Source organism: Catalinimonas alkaloidigena (assembly GCF_900100765.1).
Lineage (GTDB): Bacteria > Bacteroidota > Bacteroidia > Cytophagales > Flexibacteraceae > Mooreia > Mooreia alkaloidigena.
Window position 1 is genome coordinate 689,054 of record NZ_FNFO01000002.1, and the last position, 22,078, is coordinate 711,131.

The 22,078-nt window shown below is 54.1% G+C and carries 20 protein-coding genes; 13 read left to right on the forward strand and 7 right to left on the reverse strand.

The features are described from left to right. Positions 1–8: 8 nt before the first annotated feature. From BLR44_RS06365 to BLR44_RS06380, 4 genes are all read right to left on the reverse strand, one after another. Complete coding sequence (locus BLR44_RS06365; RefSeq protein ID WP_089680393.1) at positions 9–362, reverse strand: hypothetical protein; 354 nt, start codon at positions 360–362, stop codon at positions 9–11. A 426-nt stretch (positions 363–788) separates the two neighbouring features. Then, positions 789–1,205 carry an ABC transporter permease gene (locus BLR44_RS06370; protein WP_089680395.1) on the reverse strand — a complete coding sequence of 139 codons (417 nt, stop codon included), beginning with the start codon at positions 1,203–1,205 and terminating at the stop codon, positions 789–791. Positions 1,206–1,388: 183 nt separating this feature from the next. Further along, complete coding sequence (locus tag BLR44_RS06375; RefSeq protein ID WP_410493069.1) at positions 1,389–2,078, reverse strand: ABC transporter ATP-binding protein; 690 nt, start codon at positions 2,076–2,078, stop codon at positions 1,389–1,391. A 107-nt stretch (positions 2,079–2,185) separates the two neighbouring features. Continuing rightward, positions 2,186–3,433, reverse strand: coding sequence for an efflux RND transporter periplasmic adaptor subunit (locus BLR44_RS06380; protein ID WP_089680782.1), 1,248 nt, complete (start codon positions 3,431–3,433; stop codon positions 2,186–2,188). A 360-nt stretch (positions 3,434–3,793) separates the two neighbouring features. Between BLR44_RS06380 and BLR44_RS06385 the strand changes: the two genes are divergently transcribed. The 3 genes from BLR44_RS06385 to BLR44_RS28555 all read left to right on the forward strand — a co-directional run bounded on the left by BLR44_RS06385 (position 3,794) and on the right by BLR44_RS28555 (position 7,206). After that, positions 3,794–5,179 carry a sigma-54-dependent transcriptional regulator gene (locus tag BLR44_RS06385; RefSeq protein ID WP_089680400.1) on the forward strand — a complete coding sequence of 462 codons (1,386 nt, stop codon included), beginning with the start codon at positions 3,794–3,796 and terminating at the stop codon, positions 5,177–5,179. A 97-nt stretch (positions 5,180–5,276) separates the two neighbouring features. Continuing rightward, positions 5,277–6,629 carry a sensor histidine kinase gene (locus tag BLR44_RS06390; RefSeq protein WP_089680401.1) on the forward strand — a complete coding sequence of 451 codons (1,353 nt, stop codon included), beginning with the start codon at positions 5,277–5,279 and terminating at the stop codon, positions 6,627–6,629. Positions 6,630–7,008: 379 nt separating this feature from the next. Next, positions 7,009–7,206: a hypothetical protein gene (locus BLR44_RS28555; protein ID WP_143017157.1), complete on the forward strand. Its 198-nt coding sequence runs from the start codon at positions 7,009–7,011 to the stop codon at positions 7,204–7,206. A 124-nt stretch (positions 7,207–7,330) separates the two neighbouring features. Here the strand turns inward: BLR44_RS28555 and BLR44_RS06395 are convergent, their stop codons facing one another. Next, positions 7,331–8,329 carry a S41 family peptidase gene (locus BLR44_RS06395; RefSeq protein WP_176955920.1) on the reverse strand — a complete coding sequence of 333 codons (999 nt, stop codon included), beginning with the start codon at positions 8,327–8,329 and terminating at the stop codon, positions 7,331–7,333. Continuing rightward, positions 8,329–9,165, reverse strand: coding sequence for a hypothetical protein (locus tag BLR44_RS28850; RefSeq protein WP_176955921.1), 837 nt, complete (start codon positions 9,163–9,165; stop codon positions 8,329–8,331). Before BLR44_RS28850 ends, BLR44_RS06395 begins: the two co-directional genes overlap by 1 nt. Positions 9,166–9,308: 143 nt before the next feature. Between BLR44_RS28850 and BLR44_RS06400 the strand changes: the two genes are divergently transcribed. After that, positions 9,309–9,770 carry a lipocalin family protein gene (locus BLR44_RS06400; RefSeq protein WP_089680405.1) on the forward strand — a complete coding sequence of 154 codons (462 nt, stop codon included), beginning with the start codon at positions 9,309–9,311 and terminating at the stop codon, positions 9,768–9,770. Between the two features lie 242 nt (positions 9,771–10,012). Continuing rightward, positions 10,013–10,504 carry a lipocalin family protein gene (locus tag BLR44_RS06405; protein ID WP_089680407.1) on the forward strand — a complete coding sequence of 164 codons (492 nt, stop codon included), beginning with the start codon at positions 10,013–10,015 and terminating at the stop codon, positions 10,502–10,504. Between the two features lie 75 nt (positions 10,505–10,579). Here the strand turns inward: BLR44_RS06405 and BLR44_RS06410 are convergent, their stop codons facing one another. Then, positions 10,580–11,665, reverse strand: a complete 1,086-nt coding sequence (locus tag BLR44_RS06410) for a bifunctional 3-deoxy-7-phosphoheptulonate synthase/chorismate mutase type II (protein WP_089680409.1) — start codon at positions 11,663–11,665, stop codon at positions 10,580–10,582. Between the two features lie 131 nt (positions 11,666–11,796). On the opposite strand from BLR44_RS06410, the gene BLR44_RS06415 reads away from it, so the two are divergent. The 8 genes from BLR44_RS06415 to BLR44_RS06450 all read left to right on the forward strand — a co-directional run bounded on the left by BLR44_RS06415 (position 11,797) and on the right by BLR44_RS06450 (position 22,042). Then, the gene (locus BLR44_RS06415; RefSeq protein ID WP_143017158.1) at positions 11,797–12,174 is read left to right on the forward strand and encodes a hypothetical protein; all 378 of its coding nucleotides are present in this window, start codon (positions 11,797–11,799) and stop codon (positions 12,172–12,174) included. A gap of 136 nt (positions 12,175–12,310) precedes the next feature. Continuing rightward, the gene (locus tag BLR44_RS06420; protein ID WP_245705984.1) at positions 12,311–13,150 is read left to right on the forward strand and encodes a histone deacetylase family protein; all 840 of its coding nucleotides are present in this window, start codon (positions 12,311–12,313) and stop codon (positions 13,148–13,150) included. Positions 13,151–13,442: 292 nt separating this feature from the next. Then, positions 13,443–14,738: a cytochrome c3 family protein gene (locus BLR44_RS06425; protein WP_089680414.1), complete on the forward strand. Its 1,296-nt coding sequence runs from the start codon at positions 13,443–13,445 to the stop codon at positions 14,736–14,738. Positions 14,739–14,775: 37 nt separating this feature from the next. Beyond that, entirely contained in the window at positions 14,776–17,973 is a 3,198-nt protein-coding gene (locus tag BLR44_RS06430; protein WP_089680416.1) for a TAT-variant-translocated molybdopterin oxidoreductase, read from the forward strand. 18 nt (positions 17,974–17,991) lie between these two features. Further along, the gene (gene nrfD, locus BLR44_RS06435; protein WP_089680418.1) at positions 17,992–19,443 is read left to right on the forward strand and encodes an NrfD/PsrC family molybdoenzyme membrane anchor subunit; all 1,452 of its coding nucleotides are present in this window, start codon (positions 17,992–17,994) and stop codon (positions 19,441–19,443) included. Between the two features lie 3 nt (positions 19,444–19,446). Further along, positions 19,447–19,986: a DUF3341 domain-containing protein gene (locus tag BLR44_RS06440; protein ID WP_089680420.1), complete on the forward strand. Its 540-nt coding sequence runs from the start codon at positions 19,447–19,449 to the stop codon at positions 19,984–19,986. Positions 19,987–20,003: 17 nt separating this feature from the next. Beyond that, positions 20,004–20,594, forward strand: a complete 591-nt coding sequence (locus tag BLR44_RS06445) for a c-type cytochrome (protein ID WP_089680422.1) — start codon at positions 20,004–20,006, stop codon at positions 20,592–20,594. A 41-nt stretch (positions 20,595–20,635) separates the two neighbouring features. Then, positions 20,636–22,042 (forward strand): quinol:cytochrome C oxidoreductase, encoded by a 1,407-nt coding sequence (locus tag BLR44_RS06450; protein ID WP_089680424.1) that lies wholly within the window; start codon positions 20,636–20,638, stop codon positions 22,040–22,042. Positions 22,043–22,078 lie beyond the last annotated feature (36 nt).

The following is a 22,078-nucleotide window of genomic DNA, read 5'->3' on the forward strand; positions in this document are numbered from 1 at the left end:
TCCAAACTTTAGACAGCCGAAGGGCTGGGTATCACTTCTCCCATCGACTCCAGGGGAAGCTCGTGCGTGATGGGCTGTTCGGCCTGCTGGGGAGCGGGCTCGGCAATCCACCGCTTCAGAATCGACGAAGGCGAAAACAGAAAGCGCAGCAACACGTTCGCTCGCTCAAACGAAGGTTTGTACGCGGGCTCGGTGTCAGGTTCTACATTAGCGGCCGCAACCAGGGGCGTATCCGGGCAAGAAACGAATGTACAGTACTGGAATGTAGCGGCGGGTTGTACGGTGGCGGTGTACGGGGGCACGGGCGTCGAGGAAGCCGCTATGCGCCCAAGCAGGAGCAGGCCTACCGCTTTAAGGGACATCCAACGGAAAGTACTACTTCGCTGTAATAGGGTTGCTAGTTCTCTCATGGCATTCTTCATTAAGCTTGTTTTAACGATTTCAAGAAACCTGCCACATCATAACAAAGCCCTCAGGCGCGTATTTAGAGGGGTCGTGTGCTACGAGTTGTTCGAAAGTGAACATAGGCTGTACGGCAGCGGACATCCTTCGGGCCGGAGTGGGGTGTCTAGAGGAAAACGGACCTTGCGGGCAAAACGCGGCTTTCGAGCAAAAAAACGGGCGGACTGATGTGGGTGCAGACTTAAGGATCGTTGTCAGGCAAATCTACGCGAAGGGTACACCTTTATCCAGGCCGTCACGAAGAAGCGGGAGAATACCTGCCTGAGTAGTAAATTCAGGTACCTGAATCGTCCCTCCGCTGCGTTGAGGAGGTAAGTCAGAATCTGCTACTCGTAGCGTAGCGACCGGACCGGATTCATGCGGGCGGCGCGTATCGACTGGAAGCTGACAGTCAGCCAGGCCATTAACAACGCCAACCCGCCACAGCTCATCAGCAGCCCTGCCGAAATCGCGATGCGGTACGGAAATTCGGTGAGCCACCGGTGCATCAGAAACCACGCAACGGGTGCGCCCACCGCAATGCCCAAGCCTACCAATAAAGTAAACTCCTGGTTGAGCAGGAACACCACGTTCGTGACGGATGCGCCCAGCACTTTGCGAACGCCGATTTCTTTGATGCGCTGTTCGATGGTGTAGGCAGACAAGCCAAACAAACCCAGACAGGCGACCAGAATGGCCAGCACCGCAAAAAAGCCCACGGCCAGCCCTGCATGTTGAGTGCCGTATAGCCACGCTGGCGCCATAAGTTGCGCAGGGCAAAGGTCAGGTAGCTGTGTAGCATGGCAGGAGGGTCTGGTGGTGCAGAAACAATGAGACGTCGGCCCCTGGCAGGGTTGCCTGATTACGGCCGCGGAGGCAATACCGAGCCGGGCACCCGCTGGTGGGCAGGCGCCGCTGGAATTACATTACCCCGGTGGGGAGGCCGCTTAAATGTGGAACTGCTCGCGGATGTTCTCCGTCACCACCTTCCCGTCGAACAGGTTAATGATGCGGTGCGCGTAGTTGGCGTCGTGCGGCGAGTGCGTCACCATCGCAATGGTGGTGCCGGCATCGTTCAGTTCGGCCAGGAGTTTCATCACCTCTTCGCCGTTTGTAGAATCGAGGTTCCCGGTCGGTTCATCCGCCAGAATCAGCGGAGGGCTGGCTACCACGGCGCGAGCAATGGCGACACGCTGCTGCTGCCCACCCGAGAGTTGTTGCGGGAAGTGGTTGCGGCGGTGCATGATGTTCATCTTCTCCAGCACCGCTTCGGTTTTGCGCTTGCGCTCGGCGGTCGATTCTTTCAGGTAGAGAAGGGGAAGCTCCACGTTTTCGAATACCGTCAGTTCGTCGATCAGGTTAAAGCTCTGAAACACAAACCCGATGGACCCTTTGCGGAGCTTGGCCCGCTGCCGCTCGGTAAACTTGGCCACTTCGTTTTCGAGGAACCAGTACTCGCCGCTGCTGGGGTTGTCGAGTAGCCCCAGGATGTTGAGCAGCGTGGATTTTCCGCAACCCGAGGGCCCCATGATGGCCACGAACTCGCCTTTCTGGATTTCGATGTTGACGCTGTTGAGCGCGGTGGTTTCGACGTCTTCTGTCGTGTAGACCTTGCTCATGTTGTTGATCTTGATCATGGAGTTGTTCATCGCGAAGTGGGATTATGAAGTTTAAGTAAGAAGTGGTGAAAGCACCGTTTGAAGAAAGATATGCGTTAGAAAGCGGTTGCGTACCGCGTTAGTCCTTATTTAAGAACCAGTACTTCTTTGTCGCCGAAGTTTTCGTACGACGAAGTAATCACGCGCTCGCCGGGTTGTAGCCCTTCCAGCACCTCGAAGTTTTCGGTGTTTTTCTGGCCAAGGCGGATGTTACGTTTCTCGGCATTGCCGTCGTCGTTCAGGACGTACACCCAGTTGCCCCCTGTGTCTTTATAAAAGCCGCCGATGGGCAAAAGCACCGCTTGTTTTTCGTTGCTCAGCGCTAGGCGTAGCCGGACGGTCTGCCCGCGCTTGATGCCCTGCGGCTGATCGCCGATAAACTCCATGTCCACTTCGAAGCGGCCCTCGGCAATGGTGGGGTAGATCTTGGTGATTTCCAGCCGGTACGAGTCTCCTGCGAAGCTGAAGGTACCTTGCTGGCCGGTGTTGATGCGCGGGAGGTACAGTTCGTCGATGCGGACGCGGACCTTAAAGTTGTCGATGATGTCGACCTGGCCGAGGCGTTCGCCCGTTGTAATCGACTGCCCGATTTGCAGGTCGGGCATGGCCAGTTGTCCTTGCGAAGGCGCCCGCACAATGAGGTTGTCGAGGACGTGTTCTACCGCTTCGAGGCTGTTCTGCATGCGGTCTTCCTGCTGGTTGATCTGGTAGTTCTGCAATTGCCGTGCGATCGAATCCTGCCGGTACGAAGCGTAGACGATCTTTTTGCGCTCTACGTTGTATTTGTACTGTTCGGCTACCTCTTCAAACTCGCGCTTCGAGATCATCTTCTTGTCGAACAACTGCTGGAAGCGCTCGTACTGAGGTTTCCAGAGCTGAATCTGGTAGTCGATCTGAGCGAGCTGGTCGCGCAGGTTGAACGAGTTCTGTTCCAGCAGCAGGCGGGTGTTGCGCAGGTTGTTCAGTTGCTCGTAGAGGTTGGCACGCTGGTTCATCACGTTCAACTCCAGGTTCGAGTTGGTAAGCGTCAGGATCGTGTCGCCGGGCTTCACCATGGCCCCCGATTCGCGGTGGAGCTTTTTGATGATGCCCCCTTCTACGGCGTCCATGTACACCGTACGGATGGGCTGCACCGTACCGCTTACGGCGATGTTTTCCTGGAAATTATCTTCACGCACGGTGGCGATGGTAATCTTCTCTCTGTCGACGTTCAGCTTCGATCGCTTGTCTGCGAACAGGAAGCCGTACAAAATGAACGAAACCACAAGGGCAATGGCCGCAATCCCCGCGATCTTCTTGGTGGTCCATTTCTTTCGTTCAATTTTTCGATCCATGCCCATGGTTGTATTCATCAGATTCAGGTGTCTAGGGTAAAGGTAGTCAATAGCGTCTACGGTTGATGATTGCTAATTGCCAACAAATATGCCAAGCGTGCCAGGGCCCGAAATGGCGTTTTTTGCCCCGTAGAGTGTTCGCATCTGAACAAACTATGTGCGATTCCGAACACATGATTCGGCAAAATCACTATCTTTTCGGGACAGATCCTGAACCACCCGCCCGAACACAAACCGACCTCAGCGGGGCGTATCGGAGATAAAGCGGGTTTTTTCTCTGCATTCTCCAAACCCCATGCGTTACCGCCAGCGGGGGTAGGTATAGATTTTGAAGAATTCTGTGCAAACAACATAGCTCTTATGAACAACGAGAGAATTGGGAACCTCCTGGTCGTAGACGATAACGAAGACGTATTGCAGGCGGCGCGGCTGTTTCTGAAGCGCCACGTAGCCTCGGTCGACGTCGAGTCGAACCCCGAGGCCATTCCGTTCTTGCTGAACAACCGCCACTACGACGTCATTCTCCTAGACATGAACTTCACCCGCGACGTCAGCAGCGGGAAAGAAGGGTTCTACTGGCTCGACCGCATTCTGGAAATCGACCCATCAGCGGTCGTGATCCTGATTACCGCCTACGGCGACGTCGAGATGGCCGTACGCGCCATCAAGGAAGGCGCCACCGACTTTGTGCTGAAGCCCTGGGAAAACGACCGGCTGCTGGCCACGGTGCTGGCCGCCATGAAACTGCGCCAGTCGCGCGAAGAAGCCAACACGCTGCGTTCGCAGCAAAAGACGCTTTCGGCCGACATGGACCACAAGTTTCAGGACATCATCGGCAGTAGTCCGGCCATGCAGCGGGTGTTCGACGCCATCGAACGCGTGGCCTCTACCGACGCAAACGTGCTGATTCTGGGCGAAAACGGTACCGGTAAGGAGCTGATTGCCCGGGCCATCCACCGCCGGTCGCGTCGTTCCGAAGAGGTATTTGTGAGTGTGGACCTGGGCGCAGTGGCCGAAAACTTGTTCGAGTCCGAACTGTTCGGGCACGTAAAAGGCGCCTTTACCGATGCCAAAGAAGACCGCCCCGGTCGCTTCGAAATTGCGTCGAGCGGCACGCTGTTCCTGGACGAAATCGGCAACCTGTCGCTGCCGTTGCAGGCCAAGTTGCTGACGGCCATCCAGAGCCGGGAAGTGACGCGCGTCGGGTCCAACAAACCGCGCCAGGTCGACATTCGGCTGATCTGTGCAACCAACATGAACCTCTACGAGATGATCGACGAGGGCGATTTCCGGCAGGATTTGGTCTATCGGATCAACACCATCGAAATTACGCTGCCGCCCCTGCGCGACCGCCCCGAAGACATTCCCTTGCTGGCCGAGCATTACCTGGAAACCTTCAGCAAGAAGTACAACAAGCGGTTCCGGGGCATTAGTCAGGGCGCCATGAAAAAGATGCAGAAGTACAACTGGCCCGGTAACGTACGCGAACTGCAGCACGCCCTGGAACGGGCGGTGATCATGAGCGACGAGGTGTCCATCCAACCGGAGGATCTGTTCCTGGCCACCGGCAACAACCACGAAAAAGCCGAGAAGGTGAACCTGGACAACTACAACCTGGACGACGTGGAAAAGCAGATCATCAACAAAGTGATGAAGAAGCATCAGGGCAACATCAGCTTGGCGGCCAAAGAGCTGGGCCTTACCCGCGCGTCCCTCTACCGTCGCCTGGAAAAGCACGGCTTGTAACGTGTGGCGATGCGGTGGATTGGCACGTAACTCGCATTAAGCCACACAAACGACTTCTGAACGCATAACTTTCAACTTGTAACTCTGAACTCTCTCCGTGATCGTCCGTAATTTTCGGTTCGTCGTTTTCTTCCGGGTTCTGCTCATTGCGCTGACACTTGCCGGAATGATCTGGATGATCTACTTCTCCGACAAGTACGTCACCATGTTCATCATCGGGTTGATCATCCTCTACCAGATCTACCTGTTGGTGCAGTATGTGGAACAGACCAACCAGAAGCTGACCCGCTTTCTGGAATCCATCAAGTACTCGGATTTTACGGGCAGCTTTACGCGCGACAGCGGGTTGGGTTCGTCGTTCCGCGAGCTGAACAACGCCTTCGAAGAGGTGATCAACGCCTTCCAGAAGACACGCGCCGAAAAAGAAGAGAACCTGCGCTACCTGCACACGGTGGTGCAACACGTCGGCATCGGCCTGATTGCCTTCGACCAGTCGCAGAAAATCGAACTGATGAATACGGCCGCCAAGCGATTGCTGGGCATTAACCACGCGCGGTTCGTCAAAGAACTCAGCAAAGCCAGCCCGGAGTTGGCCGCCCTGTTGCCTACCATTCGGGCCAACGAACACGCGCTGATCCGCCTGGAACAGGACAACGAAAAGCAGCTTTCCATCCACGCCACCGAGTTTAAGATGCAGGGCAACCATTACCGCCTGGTGTCGGTGCAGAACATCCAGCCGGAACTGGAACAGAAGGAGCTGGAGTCGTGGCGGAACCTGACGCGCGTGCTGCGGCACGAGATCATGAACTCGATTACACCCATTGCGTCGCTAAGCGGGACGATCAAGGAGATGTTCGACATGGACACGCGCGACATGGGCGAAGCGGTGCTGATGGACAAGGAGACGATGGAAGATATTACCGACGGACTCTACACGATCCAGAAGCGGTGCAACGGACTGGTCCACTTTGTGGATGCCTACCGGAGCTTCACGACCATTCCGAAACCCAACTTCGAACAGGTGTCGGTACGGTCCCTGCTGGCGCGGGTGGTCAATCTGATGAAAAACGACTACCGCCATACGCCGATGGTGATCGAATGCCAGGTGCAACCCGATGAGCTGGAGGTACACGCCGACCCGGAACTGATCGAAATGGTGTTGATCAACCTGACTAAAAATGCGGCAGAAGCCATGCTTCAGGATTCGCATCCGTTGATTCAACTCAAGGCGTTTCCGGATGCGCACAACCGTATTGTGGTCGAGGTCTGCGACAACGGACCGGGCATTGTGCCGGAAGCACTCGACAAGATTTTTATTCCTTTTTACACGACTAAGAAGACGGGTTCGGGCATTGGCTTGAGCTGGTCGCGGCAAATCATGAACCTGCACAAGGGCACCCTGAACGTGAAGTCCAAACCGGGACAGACCGTCTTTACCATGCGGTTTTAAAGATTGAACTATACGAGGAACTTCCCGGGAAAGAAGCTTCCGCTCGCAAGCGTAAAAAATGATGGCTTTTACGTCTGATCATACGTCGGGATCTTCATGGGGTAAATTATTTCGCTTATTGGCGATCTATAATAAGGTTGCCTCCCGGAATTGTCCTATAGTAAGGTGTTATGGAATAATTTTTCGATCAAACGTTGCCGATTTACTCGGAATTTTGCTAGCTTGTCAAACATGTTTGGTAAAAACGAGTTAAAACAGAGAAAAACACTACAGCCGGTTTCTTATTATTTTATTTCATTTTTTCAATAATTAAAACCCATTTTCTCCGTTTTACCGTAGTATTCCCAATAACGATTCTTTAGCAAAACTTTAAAAAGCCATGGAACATTATCCTTTACCAATGAGCTACTTTATGCTAAGCTTCAAGGTGGATGGCGAAATTCGACTTGAAGGTATCCATGCGCCTACGCTGTCGATCGCTCGCGACAAATTGCGCCTTTACCATCCGGATTGTTACGACATCAATACCATTGCTGTAGAGAGAACAGAAGACCTGCATGTGAAGGCTATCGCCTGATCTGTATAGAACTATTTAAAGAATAAACCCGTTGGCTTGCTCGTCATAGCCAACGGGTTTATTCTTTATTAACCTTTGCCAGAAGCCTTTTGTTCGTATTTATACGATAGTCCGAGTTTCCTTCTTATTGTAACAAATCGATTGCCCGGTCGAGCATGGTGTCACGTCCGCGTTGAGCATCGGCTGCGCGGATGTCTACCCGTACGTCGGGCGGGATACCGAATTCTACGTTCTCGCCTTCGGGCGTTAACGTAGACGTAACCGAAAAGCGGTAGGTCCAGCCGTTGGGCAATTCACCGTGGTAGGGGAGGCCCCCGCCGCCGCCCGTCGTGTCGCCAACAATCGTCACGTTGGGTAACGCCGACATGGCCAGCACAAAATCGTTGGTTGCGCTGAAGCACTGGCGATTGGTAAGGATCACCACCGGTTTTTCGTAGCGATAGTCGCCCTCCGGTTCGATGTATTGCGGGATCGGTTCCGAGAATTCATTCCGCCCGGGGCCGCTTTTGTAGATCCAATATGCATACAACGTCTTTTCTTTCACAAAACGGCTCATGATGCGTCGTACGTTCGACAGGCTGCCGCCCCCGTTGTTCCGGACGTCGAAAATCAGCCCCTTGGCATTTTGAAACCGGTTGACGATAAAGTCGATGTGGAACTCGCTGACCGAGCTGCTGAAGCTTCCATAATATACGTACCCCACCGAATCGATGGCGGTGTTGAGAAAAGGACCCGTAATGCGGTAGTCGTCGCGCAGGTAGTTGCGCTCCACGATGTCGTAGTTGAAGTTGGGCGGTGCATTCAGGTACCAGTCGAAGTTGCGCGAAACGTCGAACTGCGAACGGAGGTTGACGTGCCCGTCGCGCAGCGTGAACAGCATGTCGGCCATCACATCGAACAACTCGACCACATTCATGTCGTTCTTGACTTGCGGGCGGTATACGGCATAGACCGAATCCCAATCGACTTGCTTGAAACCGAAGAACGAGTATTTCTCATTGACGGTGTGCCATAGTTGTTCGAAATTCTCGACGGGCGTGGCATCGCCATCGGTCGGAATCAGCACCTGTTCGCAACCGGTCAGGCTCGCGATGCACAAGAGCAAGAAAACAAATCGGCGCATCAGAAACGGAATAAAGTAGAGAATAGAAGTGCGTGTCCGGCCACGGCAACCGGCTGTTGCGAAGCGTAGGTGTAATAATCCCACACGTAGGTCAGGCGCAGCGCATTTCCGCCGGCAATGGGATACGTAAGCGACCATTGCGAATTCAGGCGGAAGAAGCGATTCAGGCTGACCACCTTGCCGCTGGCCAGGGCCGCGCTCAAATGGCTTTTGTCTTCACCCAGGAACCCTTCGCCTACCGAGCTGGTAAAATAGGGCCGCGCGGCCCAGCCCACCACCGGAACGAATGCACGCCACGCCAGGTGAAAATCGCGTCGCAAGAACCGCAGAGGACGGTCGACCTGCGCGGTGAGGTTCAGGTTCGTAAGCACATCCCAGTTGTACGCGTTGTTGCTGTAGAGGTAATGATACCGGTAGGTAGCCAGCGTGCTCCAAGTTCCGCCAACCCACCAGCGATAACGTTTTTCGCTAGGCTGTGACTCCGGCCCAGTTGAAGCGGAAGCATGCAGGCGGCGCAAATAGGTATAGTTCAGGTCGCCCCGCAGGTGCTGCGCGATGCCGTTGATGTCGAACTTATATACGTTCGGCGACACTTCTCCATAGTAAAAGTAGGTTTCCAGATGCTGCAGCACGCGGTCGCTTTCTTTGTAATAGCCGCCTTGTGCTGAAAAGTTAAGGCCCCGGTAGCGCAGGGGAGACATGGCCTGGTCGCGTAGATAAAAAAGCGAAGAGCCGACACTCAGCTGAATGTATCGCTCTTTTGTGGATTGCCCGCAGGCCAGCAAAGGGAGAAGGGCCAAGCCGACGGTCACTCCCCAGGTACGCAGATGTCGCAAAGGATCAGAGGAACATAAGTTGGAACATTGAACAAAAGTAGTGTTTTCTTCACGCTGTAAGAAGCCTCTTGGAAGGAGGCGTGCAGATCAGGGAATCGGTCGCATCTTGAGGCGTGTTTAACGATTAACTACTTATTTTTTTTATGAAAACTTTTGGAAAGTTACTTTTTATCGGCTCTCTGGCCTCGTTGGCAGCGCTCACCTCTTGCGACAAGAAAGGCGATCCGGCACCCGACCGCGCGGAGCTGCTGATGGGAAAAAAGTGGAGCGTAACCGCTTCTACCATGACGTACACCGACGGACAGGAGACGCATACGGAAGATATCTACGCGGAAATGGAAGCGTGTGAAAAAGACGATCTGATGGAGTTTAAAGCCAATAGTGTGTTGACGCATTCAGAAGGTACTACCAAGTGCGACGAGGAAGACGAGGATTCGTACGATGAGACCTGGAGCCTAAGTGCGGACCACAGCAAACTCATTATCGAAACGGACGAAGAAACCCTCGTATTTGACATTCAGGAGTTAAACGATTCCAAGCTGACGATTAAAACCGATTACGGGACCGGCTCGTTGGTGTCGACAGTATCATTCGTGAAGAAATAAGGCGCGTTTTACCCGCGTCGCTCAAGGGCCCTCTAGACACAGAGGGCTTTTTTTATGTCCGTAGCACGAGGCGGAAAAATTATAGAGGCTGCCTGATGACCTTTCGGGAGCTAAGCTATTTACGGGTGAACAAGGCGTTGTCCCCGCTGCTTGTCGACCGCTGGAGCCATGGTCGGAGGTCGCACAAAAGCGAGGGGCCACCCACAAAGGGAACATCGTATTACATCTAATTTTTGAAAACCATGAAAACGATATCATCTCGTATCGTCGGCCTCTTGTATTGCCTCGTGTGTATTGCCTGCCTTTCTGCCTGTGCGGAAAAAGAAGAGCCCGCCCCCGATCCCGAAAAAATGATCACCGGCAAAAAGTGGCGGTTGACTGCCGCGACTACCGATCCTTCATTTCCAACGGCCAACGGCGGCACTTCCTCGAACCTGTATAACATCTTGAAAGACTGTTTCAAAGATAATTACGAGGAGTTTCGCGAAGGTGGCGTGTACATCTACGACGAGGGCACCACGCGCTGCAACACCGGCGATGCGCAGACCGAACAGGGAAACTGGATTATGAATACCGAGAAAACGAAGATTACCATTTCGTCGGCTGGCGGCAATGCCAATACCTACGACGACGTGGAAGTGACCGAAACTTCGTTGAAGTATACCTTCGTCACAACCCTGGATAACTCCGGTACCATTTATACCGTCTCGGTCACGGCCGCCCCCGTGCCGTAAACAAAGCTACGCTTCACAAAAAAGCCGCTTCTGTTCTGACAGAAGCGGCTTTTTTTATGAGGTTCGTTGTGCGATTTACCAGGCGACGTTGGTCTGCTGGCGGATCGACTCAACGTGTACCAGTTTGAAGATCTCTTCTACGAAGCGACGGTTCACGTTCATCTGCTCGGCCCACTCGGCGCGGCTCTTGAACACTTCGTCCCAACGATTGACGTCGAAGATCACCACGTTGTTGTCTTTCTTGTATTGACCGATCTTTTCCACAACGGCCTTCCGGGCAGCCAGCACTTCGACCAGTTCGTGGTCGAGCTGATCGAGCTGGTGGCGAAGTTCTTCCAGATGGTTAACGTACTCGGGCTCGCTGTTCTGGGGCTTGCGGATACGCAGTTCCGCCAGAATTTCGCCCAGGCGCGCGGGCGTCACCTGCTGGGAAGCATCGCTCCACGCCTCATCGGGGTTCGGATGTGTTTCGATCATCAGGCCGTCGTAGTTCAGGTCGAGAGCCTTCTGGGCCAGCGGCTGAATCAGGTCCCGCTTGCCTCCAATGTGGCTCGGGTCACAGATCAGCGGCAGATCTGGCAGGATGCGCTTCAGCTCGATCGGCAGTTGCCAAACAGGAGCGTTGCGGTAGCGGCCTTTGCCCAGGCCGGAGAACCCACGGTGAATTGCGGCCAGGTTCTTGATCCCGGCGCCGGCAATCCGTTCGATGGCACCTACCCACAGGGCCAAATCGGGGTTAACCGGGTTTTTGATCATCACCGGAATATCGTCCATGCCCCGGAGTGCGTCGGCCAAGGCCTGCACGTTGAAGGGATTAACGGTGGTACGGGCTCCGATCCAGAAGGTATCGATGCCATACTTGAGGGCGAGGTCGATGTGCTCGGGTGTAGCCACTTCGGTCGCAAAACGCATCCCGGTTTCGGCTTTGAGAGACTGAACCCAGGGCAGGGCCGTTTCGCCAAGGCCTTCGAAACTGTTAGGACGGGTGCGGGGCTTCCAGATGCCTACCCGAATCATGTCAACTTGCTGGTCTTTGAGAGCCAGGACCACTTCGCGGAGCTGCTCTTCAGATTCGACACTGCAAGGACCTGCAATAATTAGCGGTTTCCGCTCGTGACCCACCCAGGTCAGCAACGGATTGCTTTGAATTTCTGTTTTCATACTACCTCCTAATTCTAGCTACATCGCTCGGCAAAACCAGGTGGGTGGAACCCGGCGCAGCCTGATGCGTATTGTTGATACACAAATAGCCCGCAAGCTACAACTTCATTTTGTGAAATCCTGGAATTTTTATGAAAAGATCTCTCTTTCTTGCCAGCGTAATTATTTTATTTGCCGCCGCGCAGTGTAGGCAGGATAGTACCCTCGAAGCCACCCAATTTTACGGCACGTGGATGCACTCGTTCGAAGAAGATACCGACTTATATAAGGTATACCGGTTGGCCGACTACGACTTTCCGCCGGCGCGCGGGCGCGATGGCTTTACCATTGCCGAAAATGGCGATTTTGTTTTGCTGGAAATCGCACCGGCCGATGGTTTGGAGAGTCGCCAGGGCAAATGGACGCGCGACAAAAACACCTTAACGGCTACGCTAGACGAAACCGACCGTACCTATACTATTAAAGTAGTTGGCGTAGACGAGGGCGTTATGCGTATAGAGCGCGAGTAGCACAATGCGATTCTCTACCGAGCACCGCCCACTACCACCGGTTTCCGTTTTACCTGCCTCTTCGGCAACGCCGCGTCTCTACATCGCGTGGGCCCCGGTATATGCGCATCCACTGCCGCCCCACCATCGCTTCCCTATGGCGAAGTACGAACTGATTCCGGAACAGCTTCTCTACGAAGGTACCATACAGCGCGATCAGCTGTTCACGCCGACGTTACTGCCGGAAGAAGACATCTTGCGAGTGCACGACGCCACCTACTGGTACCGGCTGAAAAACCTGGAACTGACCCGCACAGAAATCAGGCGGACGGGGTTCCCGCTGTCCGCAGCGCTGGTTGAACGCGAACGCATCATTGCACAGGGGACCATTACGGCGGCGTATGTTGCTTTGCACTATGGCATCGGCATGAACGTGGCCGGGGGCACGCACCACGCCTTTACCGACCGCGGCGAAGGATTTTGCTTACTGAACGATCAGGCCATTGCGGCAGCTCACCTGCTTGCGCACGGGCTGGTATCAAAAGTTTTGATCGTGGACCTGGACGTTCATCAGGGCAACGGTACGGCACAAATTTTTAGCGACGACGCACGGGTGTTTACGTTCAGCATGCATGGGGCAGCTAACTACCCACTGCGCAAGGAACGGTCGGATCTGGACGTGCCGTTGGCCGATGCCACGGACGATGCCACGTATCTGGGACTTCTGCGCGAAGTGCTGCCTCACTTGCTGGAGCAGGAGCAACCCGACTTTGTTTTCTATCAATCAGGGGTGGACATTCTGGCGTCTGACAAGCTCGGCCGACTCGGAGTTTCGCCGCAGGGCTGTCGGGACCGCGATCGCGTGGTATTGCAGGCGTGTAAAACGCGCCAAATTCCGGTACAGGTAAGTATGGGAGGGGGGTACACCCCGCAACTAGCCACGGTGGTGGAAGCGCACGCGCATACCTTTCGCATCGCGGAAGAACTCTACTTCTGAGCGACTGGCGAAGCGCCTATATTCTACACCGATAACAAAAGATGTGCAATGGATCTGATGCTATTTATAAAGGTTCTAAATTAGTTGTCTTTGCCAAACAAAAAAGGGGTGTTTTTTGGTTTAAAAGGTTGATTGTCAAGCTTTTGGCTATTCGTTGGAGAGCGTGTATGATCCTGACTGGAAAAAGCGATTCTTCTTATTGGATTGCTACAAGTTGGCAACTACCTTTGTGCGACAAAAATGCACCCTAGAAGTGGTAATGACATTTACTAATTACTTCTCTTTCAAACTTATGACGCGTTTAGGACGGTGGGTAGCCCCCTCTCTAATCGCGTTTTTCTTTCTGAGTACGATTCCCGCCTGGGCTCAGAACGAAGCGGCAGCCGATACGGCGCAAGCGGCGGCTGGTGATGCTTCGGCCGATGCAGGCAGTGGAGGCGGCGACGCGGCGTTAGTAGCGCAAGGCGAATCGTTGTTCAAAGCGAACTGTACGCAGTGCCATGCCCTGGACGAACAGGTGGTAGGTCCGGCCCTGCGCGGTGCCGTAGACCGGTGGCCGTCCGAAGCGGAGATGATCAGCTTCATTCGCTATCCGCAGCGTACCATCGAAAGCGGCCAGCCTCACGCCGTCGAACTGTACCAGAAATACAAGCAGTACATGCCGAACCACGACTTCCTGACGGAAGCACAAGTAGGTTCGATTGTCGCTTACATCAAAAATCCTCCTGCTTCTGCTGCCCCTGCGGCAGGCACGGCAGGTGTTGATGGTGATGGAGCCGTGGCAGCTGCGAGCGATTCAGGGGTCGGTGGTCCAATTGTAACCATCCTGTTGGGTGGCCTGATCTTCGTGCTGGTGTTGGTGCTGATCGTACTGGCGCTGATGCTTTCGCTGCTGACCAAATTCCTGCGCAAACAGGAGGGGTTGACGGAAGAAGACCGGGAGTTTCTGGAAGAGAAAACGGACTGGGGAGCCATTGTGCGCTCGACGCCCTTCAAAGCGGGGGTGGCCTTTGTCGCGCTGATTCTCCTGACCAAAGTGGCTTTTGATGCGGTGTATTCAATTGGCATCCAGCAGCATTATGCGCCTACGCAGCCGATTGCCTTCTCGCACAAGCTGCACGTGGGCATGTACGAGATCAACTGCGCGTACTGCCACACCGGAGTGTACAAAGCCAAATCGGCCAACATTCCTTCTCCGAACATTTGTATGAACTGCCATAACCAGATCAAGACGGAATCGCCCGAAATCAAAAAGATCTGGAACGCCGTCAATACCGGCACGCCCATCGAATGGGTGCGTGTTCATAACCTGCCTGATCTGGCCTACTTCAACCACTCGCAGCACACTACGGTGGGGGGTATCGAATGTCAGACCTGTCACGGACAGATTCAGGAAATGGAAGTAGTCGAGCAGCACTCTAGCCTGACCATGGGCTGGTGTATCAACTGTCACCGCGAAACGGTGGTGAAAGCCGAAGGCAATGCTTACTACGATAAGCTTCTCCAAGTGCACAACGCCGAAACAGGCAATGCTCCCATGCATGTCGTTGACATCGGCGGACTCGAATGTTCCAAGTGCCACTATTAATACTTCTGTCTCAGACTTTACTGCTTGATATTATATTATGAGCGATCACGGTAAGCGATACTGGAAAGGCGTGGAAGAACTCCGTAACGATGTGGAGTTCGTGAAAAATGCCGAACAGGAATTTCCCGCCCTGCAGCATACCGATTCTGTCGACGGTTTGATGTCTCACCGTCGCGACTTCTTGAAGATGATGGGTTTCGGGATGGCAGCCGTATCTCTGGCAGCCTGCGAAACCCCGGTAAAAAAGGCCATTCCATGGCTGGTGAAGCCGATGGATGTGGACCCGAGCATCGCCAACTACTACGCTTCCAGCTATGTGGACGGTGGTGAATACTGCTCGATCGTGGTGAAAACCCGTGAAGGGCGTCCCATCAAAGTGGAGGGGAATACTCTGTCGGGCGTGACGCGCGGCGGGACTTCGGTACGCACGCAGGCGTCGGTATTGAACCTGTACGACACAGAGCGTTACCAAGGCCCAATGGCCGACGGCAAAGCCGCCGAGTGGATGGCCGTCGACGGTCAGATCTCCAGTGCGCTGGGACAGGCGCGTAACATTCGCCTCGTGTCGCAGACGGTCATGAGCCCGTCGACCTTGGCCGTTATCGAAGAATTTAAGCAGCGCTATCCGTCTACCCAACACGTGATGTACGATCCGGTATCGGCACACGGGATGTTGGAAGCCAACTTGGCAGACTTCGGACAGCGGGCTCTTCCGTCATACGACTTCGCAAAGGCAAAAACGATTGTTTCGTTCGGAGCCGATTTTCTGGGCAACTGGATTTCGCCGATTGAATACGCACGTCAGTTTGGGGCAAACCGCAAGCTGGGGCAGGAGCGCAAGGACATGTCGCGCCTGTATGCATTTGAATCCACGCTTTCGCTGACAGGTTCCAACGCCGATCATCGTCAATCGATTCGTCCTTCGGAAGAAGGGTTGTACGTCGCAGCGCTTTACAAAGCCCTGGGCGGATCGACCAACGCACCGGCACCGAAAGAAGCGTCCCTGATTCAACAGGCCGCCAAAGACCTGAAGGCTAGCGGCGCCAATGCACTGGTGGTAAGTGGCTCGAACGATCCGAACGTGCAGCGCATGGTGAATGCCATCAACCAACAGTTGGGCGCTTACGGAACCACAATCGACTGGTCGACGCCTTCGTACCAGCGTAAGGGTAACGACGCCACCATGATGCAGTTCATCAACGAGGTGAAAGCCGGTGGACGTGTGGATGCCGTTATTTTCTACAACTGCAATCCTGTCTACGACCATCCGATGGGCAGCGTACTGGCCGAAGGTCTGAAAAGCGTGAAAACGTCAATCAGCCTGGCGATTCGCCCGGACGAGACTTCGACACTTTGCAAATACATCTGCCCGAGCCACCATTACCTGGAGTCGTGGGGCGATGTAGAGCCGAAGCAAGGGTACCTGAGCCTGATTCAGCCGTCGATCACGCCGATTTTCAAAACGCGTGCGGCAGAAGAGTCGCTGCTCGACTGGGCGGGCAAAGCGCAGGATTACTACACCTACGTGAAAAACCGGTGGCAGAACCTCTACTTCGGCCGCCAGAACAAATACAGCAGCTTCCGCGAATTCTGGAATTACAGCTTGCACGACGGGATTTTCGAACCCTCCAATCCGAACCCGCTGAACTCACGTGCCATACAGCCGGAGAATACCACGGGCTACGGCGACATGCAGGCTACGCTTGGCTCTACAGCGGAACGTCCGCAGGCAAAGCCTGATTCTGTAATGGGTGGTTTGCCCATGCAAGTCCCTTCTGCTGACACCACCTCCAATCTGTTTGCGACCAGTGGCGGAAGCCGTGGGCAATACCGTGGTTTGACGGATATGAGCACCGTCTCTACTTCCATTGCCCAAACCTATAAGCCTACTTCGGAAGGCATTGAGCTGGTTATTTACGAAAAGGTAGGACTGGGCAGTGGCGCACACGCCAGCAACCCGTGGTTGCAAGAGTTTCCCGATCCTATTTCAAAAGCGTGCTGGGATAACTACGTAGCACTGCCCCAAAGCCTGGCGACGCAGCTCGACGTGGAGCAGGGGGATATGCTGCGTGTAGAAGCCAATGGCAAGACGATAGAGCTTCCCGCTTTGATTCAACCGGGGCAGGCGCGTAATACCATCGCCATCGCCCTTGGGTACGGACGTCGGGTGGCTGGAAAGGCCGGTCTCAACATCGGGAAAGACGTTTATCCGCTCGTGACCGTAGGACGCCAGGGTGTTCAATATTGGGCTCCTGCCACGGTGAGTGTAGGGGAGGGTGAGCGTGTGATTGCGCAGACCCAGACCCACAGCACCATGATGGCACGTCCGATTGTGCAGGAGTCGATTTTGTCAGAATACCAGAAAAATCCGGCTGCCGGCCGTCACCTGGTGACGATCGAAACTTCGGAAGGACCGGTAGATCCGACGGACATCTCGTTGTGGGACGGGCACCATTATGCCAACCACTTCTGGGGGTTGTCGATTGACCTGAACTCTTGCATTGGTTGCGGGGCGTGTACAATCGCCTGTCAGGTCGAAAACAACGTGCCTGTTGTAGGGCGTGAGGAAGTGATCAACCGGCGCGAAATGCACTGGATTCGGATCGACCGTTACTACAGCAGCGATGCCGATCCTGACGATCTGAAGGCACTAGAAAACGCTTCTGAAAATCCTGAAGTGGTCTTCCAGCCCGTGATGTGCCAGCATTGTAACAATGCGCCTTGCGAAACGGTATGTCCGGTAGCGGCCACGACACATAGCACCGAGGGGCTCAACCAGATGACGTACAACCGTTGTATCGGTACGCGTTACTGCGCCAACAACTGTCCTTATAAAGTACGTCGCTTCAACTGGTTCAGCTATCCTGACAATCCGAAATTCGAAGGCATCAATACCCCCGCACAAACGGATCTGGGTCGCATGGTACTGAACCCTGACGTGACGGTTCGGGCACGGGGTGTCATGGAAAAATGCTCGTTGTGTGTGCAGCGCATTCAAGAAGGTAAACTGAACGCTAAGAAAGAGAAGCGTCGTCCGATGGACGGAGAGATCAATACCGCTTGCGCGCAGGCCTGCCCGACGGAAGCCATCTTGTTCGGTGACATGAACGATTCGAAATCGCGCATTTCGCAACGCATCGCCGAAGAACGCGACAAGCGTGCCTACCACTTACTGGGCGAAATCAACGTTCGTCCGTCGGTAAGTTACCTGACCAAAATCCGAAACAAAGCTTAGTACGCCAACCCAATCAATATGCAAGTAGTATCGGAAGTACGCGAACCCCTAATTACCGGCGGAAAGACGGTTGGGGACGTCACGAACGACATCTGTCGCCCTGTGGAGGCGGCACCTAACAAGACGTGGTTGATTGCCTTGGTGGTTTCAGCCATTGCGCTGGGTATCGGATTTATCTCGGTGTACATGCTGCTGTTCAAAGGGATCGGCATGTGGGGGCTGAACAAAACGGTCGGTTGGGCCTGGGACATCACCAACTTTGTATGGTGGGTTGGTATCGGTCACGCCGGTACGCTAATCTCCGCCATTCTGTTGCTGTTCCGCCAAAAATGGCGGATGTCCATCAACCGTGCCGCAGAAGCCATGACCATCTTCGCGGTGATGTGCGCCGGTCAGTTTCCTATTCTTCACATGGGCCGTCCTTGGGTTGGGTATTGGACGCTCCCCTTTGGAAACACGTACGGTTCGTTGTGGCCTAACTTCAACTCACCGCTGTTGTGGGATGTATTTGCCATTTCGACTTATTTCACGGTATCGTTGGTGTTCTGGTACATCGGCCTCATTCCTGATCTGGCTACCATCCGCGACCGTGCCAAAGGACTTTCCAAAACCATCTACGGTTTATTGAGCTTCGGTTGGAACGGCGGTGCCAAAGACTGGTCGCGTTACGAATCCGTAGCGCTGATCCTGGCGGGTCTGTCCACTCCCCTGGTACTTTCTGTACACACCATCGTGAGCTTCGACTTTGCCACGTCGGTAATTCCGGGATGGCACACCACCATTTTCCCACCTTACTTTGTGGCAGGGGCCATTTTCTCCGGCTTCGCGATGGTGTTGACGCTGATGCTGGTTGCACGCTACATGTACCGGTTGGAGGATTACATTACCATGAACCACATCGAGTCGATGAACATCATCATCTTGGTAACCGGTTCTATTGTGGGGATCGCCTACATCACCGAGTTGTTCATGGCGTGGTACTCGCGTGTGCCTTACGAACAGTACGCGTTTTTAAACCGGGCGACGGGGCCGATGTCCTGGTCGTACTGGATGATGATGACGTGTAACGTAATCTCGCCGCAGCTCTTCTGGTTTAAGAAGATTCGTACCAGCATTGCCGTGACCTTCATCCTGTCGATTGTGGTAAACATCGGGATGTGGTTCGAACGCTTCGTGATCATCGTGACTTCGCTGCACCGCGACTACCTGCCGTCAAGCTGGTCTGACTTTATCCCGACCATTCACGACATGGGGGTGTATTTCTACACCATCGGGTTCTTCTTTGTGATGTTCCTGTTGTTCTCGAAATTCCTGCCGGTGATCAACATGGCCGAAGTCAAATCGATTGTGAAATCCTCTTCTGAACGTCCTGAAGCTACCGTAACGGGTACGACTTACAAAAGTAGCGGTGCCGCCACCGGCTCGCCTGCGTATACGAACCGAAATCTTGATCCTGGTAAGGGCAACTAATATATGGCAGAGAAAGCAACCAAGCGTTTTATGCTGGGCATCTTCGACGACGAGGATGTAACTGTACACGCTGTGCAGGCCGTACGGGCCGACGGTGTTAAAATTCACGAAGTATATTCACCATTTCCCATTCACGGCATCGACGATGCGTTAGGATATCGTCGCTCACGTCTGCCGCGGGCCGCTTTCATGTTCGGTTTTCTGGGAACCTCGCTGGCCCTGACGATGCAAATCGGCATGATGTTTTTCGACTGGCCGATGATCATCGGGGGAAAAGACTACCTGCCGTTGCCTACCTTCATTCCGGTAACGTTCGAGCTGACTGTACTTCTGTCAGCACTGGGAATGGTCAGTACCTTTTTCATTGCGAGCAACCTGTATCCGGGTAGTAAGAAGTTGATCCTGGACCCCCGTTGCACGGACAATAAGTTCGTTGTCGCGGTAGATCTGGATAAGAACAGTGGATTTACAGAAGATACGCTGAATCAACTGTTTCGGGACCAGGGGGCTTCTGAAGTCAGCCAACGTAAAGTGGAAATTTAATTAGCTAGCCCAAGGATATGTCCTTTCTTACAAAATACATTGCCCCCGCCGCGGCACTGGCCGTACTGGCGGCCTGTGGAGAAGGTGATCGTACAACACAGCGGGTCGAATACGCACCGCAGATGTATGTATCCATTCCTTACGAGCCGGTCTCGCAAGTGGAGCCGAACAAATACAATCCGAATGGCACCAACGAACGGACGCCTCCTCAGGGAACCGTTCCGCGTCGGAGCTGGGCGGGCCAGTCGCGTACGGAGCTGGCTTCAAACATTATGGTCTACAACTTGGGACCCGACGACATCGATGCCGCCGAAACGCTGAAAAATCCCGTGCCGCTAAACGACCAAACGTTGGCCGAAGGCAAAGCACTGTACCAGCGTTATTGTTCGGCGTGTCATGGTGAGCAAGGTGACGGCCAGGGAAAAGTCGCCGCTCAGTACAAAGGCGTGCCTGCTTACAACGCTGGCGCTGTCAAAGGCCTTTCAGAGGGACACGTTTTCCACGTCATCACCTGGGGCATTCGGCGTATGTGGCCACATGGCACGCAGATCGACCCGCAGGAGCGCTGGAAGATTGTTCATTACGTACAAACGCTGCAAAACAAATAGCGGGCTTACTTTAACTCGCAAAACTACTTAGCTCATTACCCATGGCTACTCATCATCACGAACCTGTTGTCGTTGACGAAAAATATACGCTGACTTCCGGTACTCGTCGCACTCTTTTTCTGACCATTGCCATTGGTCTGGTGGCGGTGGTACTCGGCTTCGTTCTGATGTCTCTCTCCGGGGGGCACGACGAACACGGCACCGCTGCACACGGAACCGAAAGCGCTACTGAAGCAGTAACCGGCGGTGACGTACCGCCTAATCTTGGCGAAACCGCCATCGATCCGTCGGCTGAAGCGGCCCCGGCCGAGCATGGCGCACACGAAGCCGCAGCTGCACACGAAGGTGGCGCGCACCACGAATTTCACTGGTACGATCGTTTGTGGGCGAACGTGTGGCTTAACAACGTCTACTTCGCCGGCCTGGCCATCATCGGGGTTTTCTTCCTGACGATCCAGTACGTAGCCTTGGCCGGATGGTCAATCGTGCTACAGCGCATCATGAGTGCCATGAGCGCTTGGGTGCCGATCGCGGGTGTCATTATGCTGCTGGCGTTTGTGTTCGGGCACCACAGCATTTTCGAATGGACACACGAAGATGTTGTGGCACATGATGAAATCTTGCAGGGCAAAAGCGGGTATCTGAACATTCCGTTTTTCCTGATTCGTCTGGTCGTTTTCTTTGGCGTGTGGACCTTCATGTACTTGCGGCTTCGTAAAGCTTCTTCCGAAGAAGATCTGCACGGCACCACGCAGTACTACAAGCGCAGCCTCCGGTTGTCGGCCATCTTCCTGGTATTCTTCGCTGTATCGGAGTCCATGGCCGCGTGGGACTGGACAATGTCGGTGCAACCTCACTGGTACAGCACGCTGTGGGGATGGTACAACTTTGCCAGCTGGTTTGTGGCTGGGCTTTCTACCATCACGCTGGCCGCCATCCTGTTGAAGGAGCAAGGCTACCTGAAAGCCATTACGGCGAACCACCTGCACGACATGGGGAAATTCATCTTCGGATTCAGCATCTTCTGGACTTACCTGTGGTTTGCTCAGTTCCTGTTGATCTATTACGCCAACATTCCCGAAGAAACCATTTTCTTCGTGGAGCGCATGCAAGGCTTTGACGGTCAGTTCCGTGGGCTGTTTTTCCTGAACCTGATCGTAAACTTTTTCTTCCCTTTCCTAGTTTTGATGACACGGGATTCGAAACGGCAAATGATCATTCTGAAGGTAGTTACGTGCGTGCTGATTGTAGGGCACTGGCTTGACTTTTACCTGATGATGATGCCAGCCGTCTTGCGTCAGAATGCCTCCTTTGGACTAGTAGAATTTGGTATGGTAGCCGTGTTTGCAGGAGCTTTCATTCTGGTATTCGCTACTAGCCTTTCAAAATTGAATTTGCTGCCCAAGCACCATCCGATGCTAGAAGAGAGCTTGCATCACGAAGTGTAGGCATGTCAAGATAAGAGTACAACCGCATTAGCTAAC

Bases quoted from the DNA above. Each gene is read 5' to 3' on its own strand.
- BLR44_RS06365 (WP_089680393.1), bottom strand. From the start codon at position 362: ATGTCCCTTAAAGCGGTAGGCCTGCTCCTGCTTGGGCGCATAGCGGCT.
- BLR44_RS06370 (WP_089680395.1), bottom strand. From the start codon at position 1,205: ATGGCGCCAGCGTGGCTATACGGCACTCAACATGCAGGGCTGGCCGTG.
- BLR44_RS06375 (WP_410493069.1), bottom strand. From the start codon at position 2,078: ATGATCAAGATCAACAACATGAGCAAGGTCTACACGACAGAAGACGTC.
- BLR44_RS06380 (WP_089680782.1), bottom strand. From the start codon at position 3,433: ATGGATCGAAAAATTGAACGAAAGAAATGGACCACCAAGAAGATCGCG.
- BLR44_RS06385 (WP_089680400.1), top strand. From the start codon at position 3,794: ATGAACAACGAGAGAATTGGGAACCTCCTGGTCGTAGACGATAACGAA.
- BLR44_RS28555 (WP_143017157.1), top strand. From the start codon at position 7,009: ATGGAACATTATCCTTTACCAATGAGCTACTTTATGCTAAGCTTCAAG.
- BLR44_RS06395 (WP_176955920.1), bottom strand. From the start codon at position 8,329: ATGCGCCGATTTGTTTTCTTGCTCTTGTGCATCGCGAGCCTGACCGGT.
- BLR44_RS06400 (WP_089680405.1), top strand. From the start codon at position 9,309: ATGAAAACTTTTGGAAAGTTACTTTTTATCGGCTCTCTGGCCTCGTTG.
- BLR44_RS06405 (WP_089680407.1), top strand. From the start codon at position 10,013: ATGAAAACGATATCATCTCGTATCGTCGGCCTCTTGTATTGCCTCGTG.
- BLR44_RS06410 (WP_089680409.1), bottom strand. From the start codon at position 11,665: ATGAAAACAGAAATTCAAAGCAATCCGTTGCTGACCTGGGTGGGTCAC.
- BLR44_RS06415 (WP_143017158.1), top strand. From the start codon at position 11,797: ATGAAAAGATCTCTCTTTCTTGCCAGCGTAATTATTTTATTTGCCGCC.
- BLR44_RS06420 (WP_245705984.1), top strand. From the start codon at position 12,311: ATGGCGAAGTACGAACTGATTCCGGAACAGCTTCTCTACGAAGGTACC.
- BLR44_RS06425 (WP_089680414.1), top strand. From the start codon at position 13,443: ATGACGCGTTTAGGACGGTGGGTAGCCCCCTCTCTAATCGCGTTTTTC.
- BLR44_RS06430 (WP_089680416.1), top strand. From the start codon at position 14,776: ATGAGCGATCACGGTAAGCGATACTGGAAAGGCGTGGAAGAACTCCGT.
- nrfD (WP_089680418.1), top strand. From the start codon at position 17,992: ATGCAAGTAGTATCGGAAGTACGCGAACCCCTAATTACCGGCGGAAAG.
- BLR44_RS06440 (WP_089680420.1), top strand. From the start codon at position 19,447: ATGGCAGAGAAAGCAACCAAGCGTTTTATGCTGGGCATCTTCGACGAC.
- BLR44_RS06445 (WP_089680422.1), top strand. From the start codon at position 20,004: ATGTCCTTTCTTACAAAATACATTGCCCCCGCCGCGGCACTGGCCGTA.
- BLR44_RS06450 (WP_089680424.1), top strand. From the start codon at position 20,636: ATGGCTACTCATCATCACGAACCTGTTGTCGTTGACGAAAAATATACG.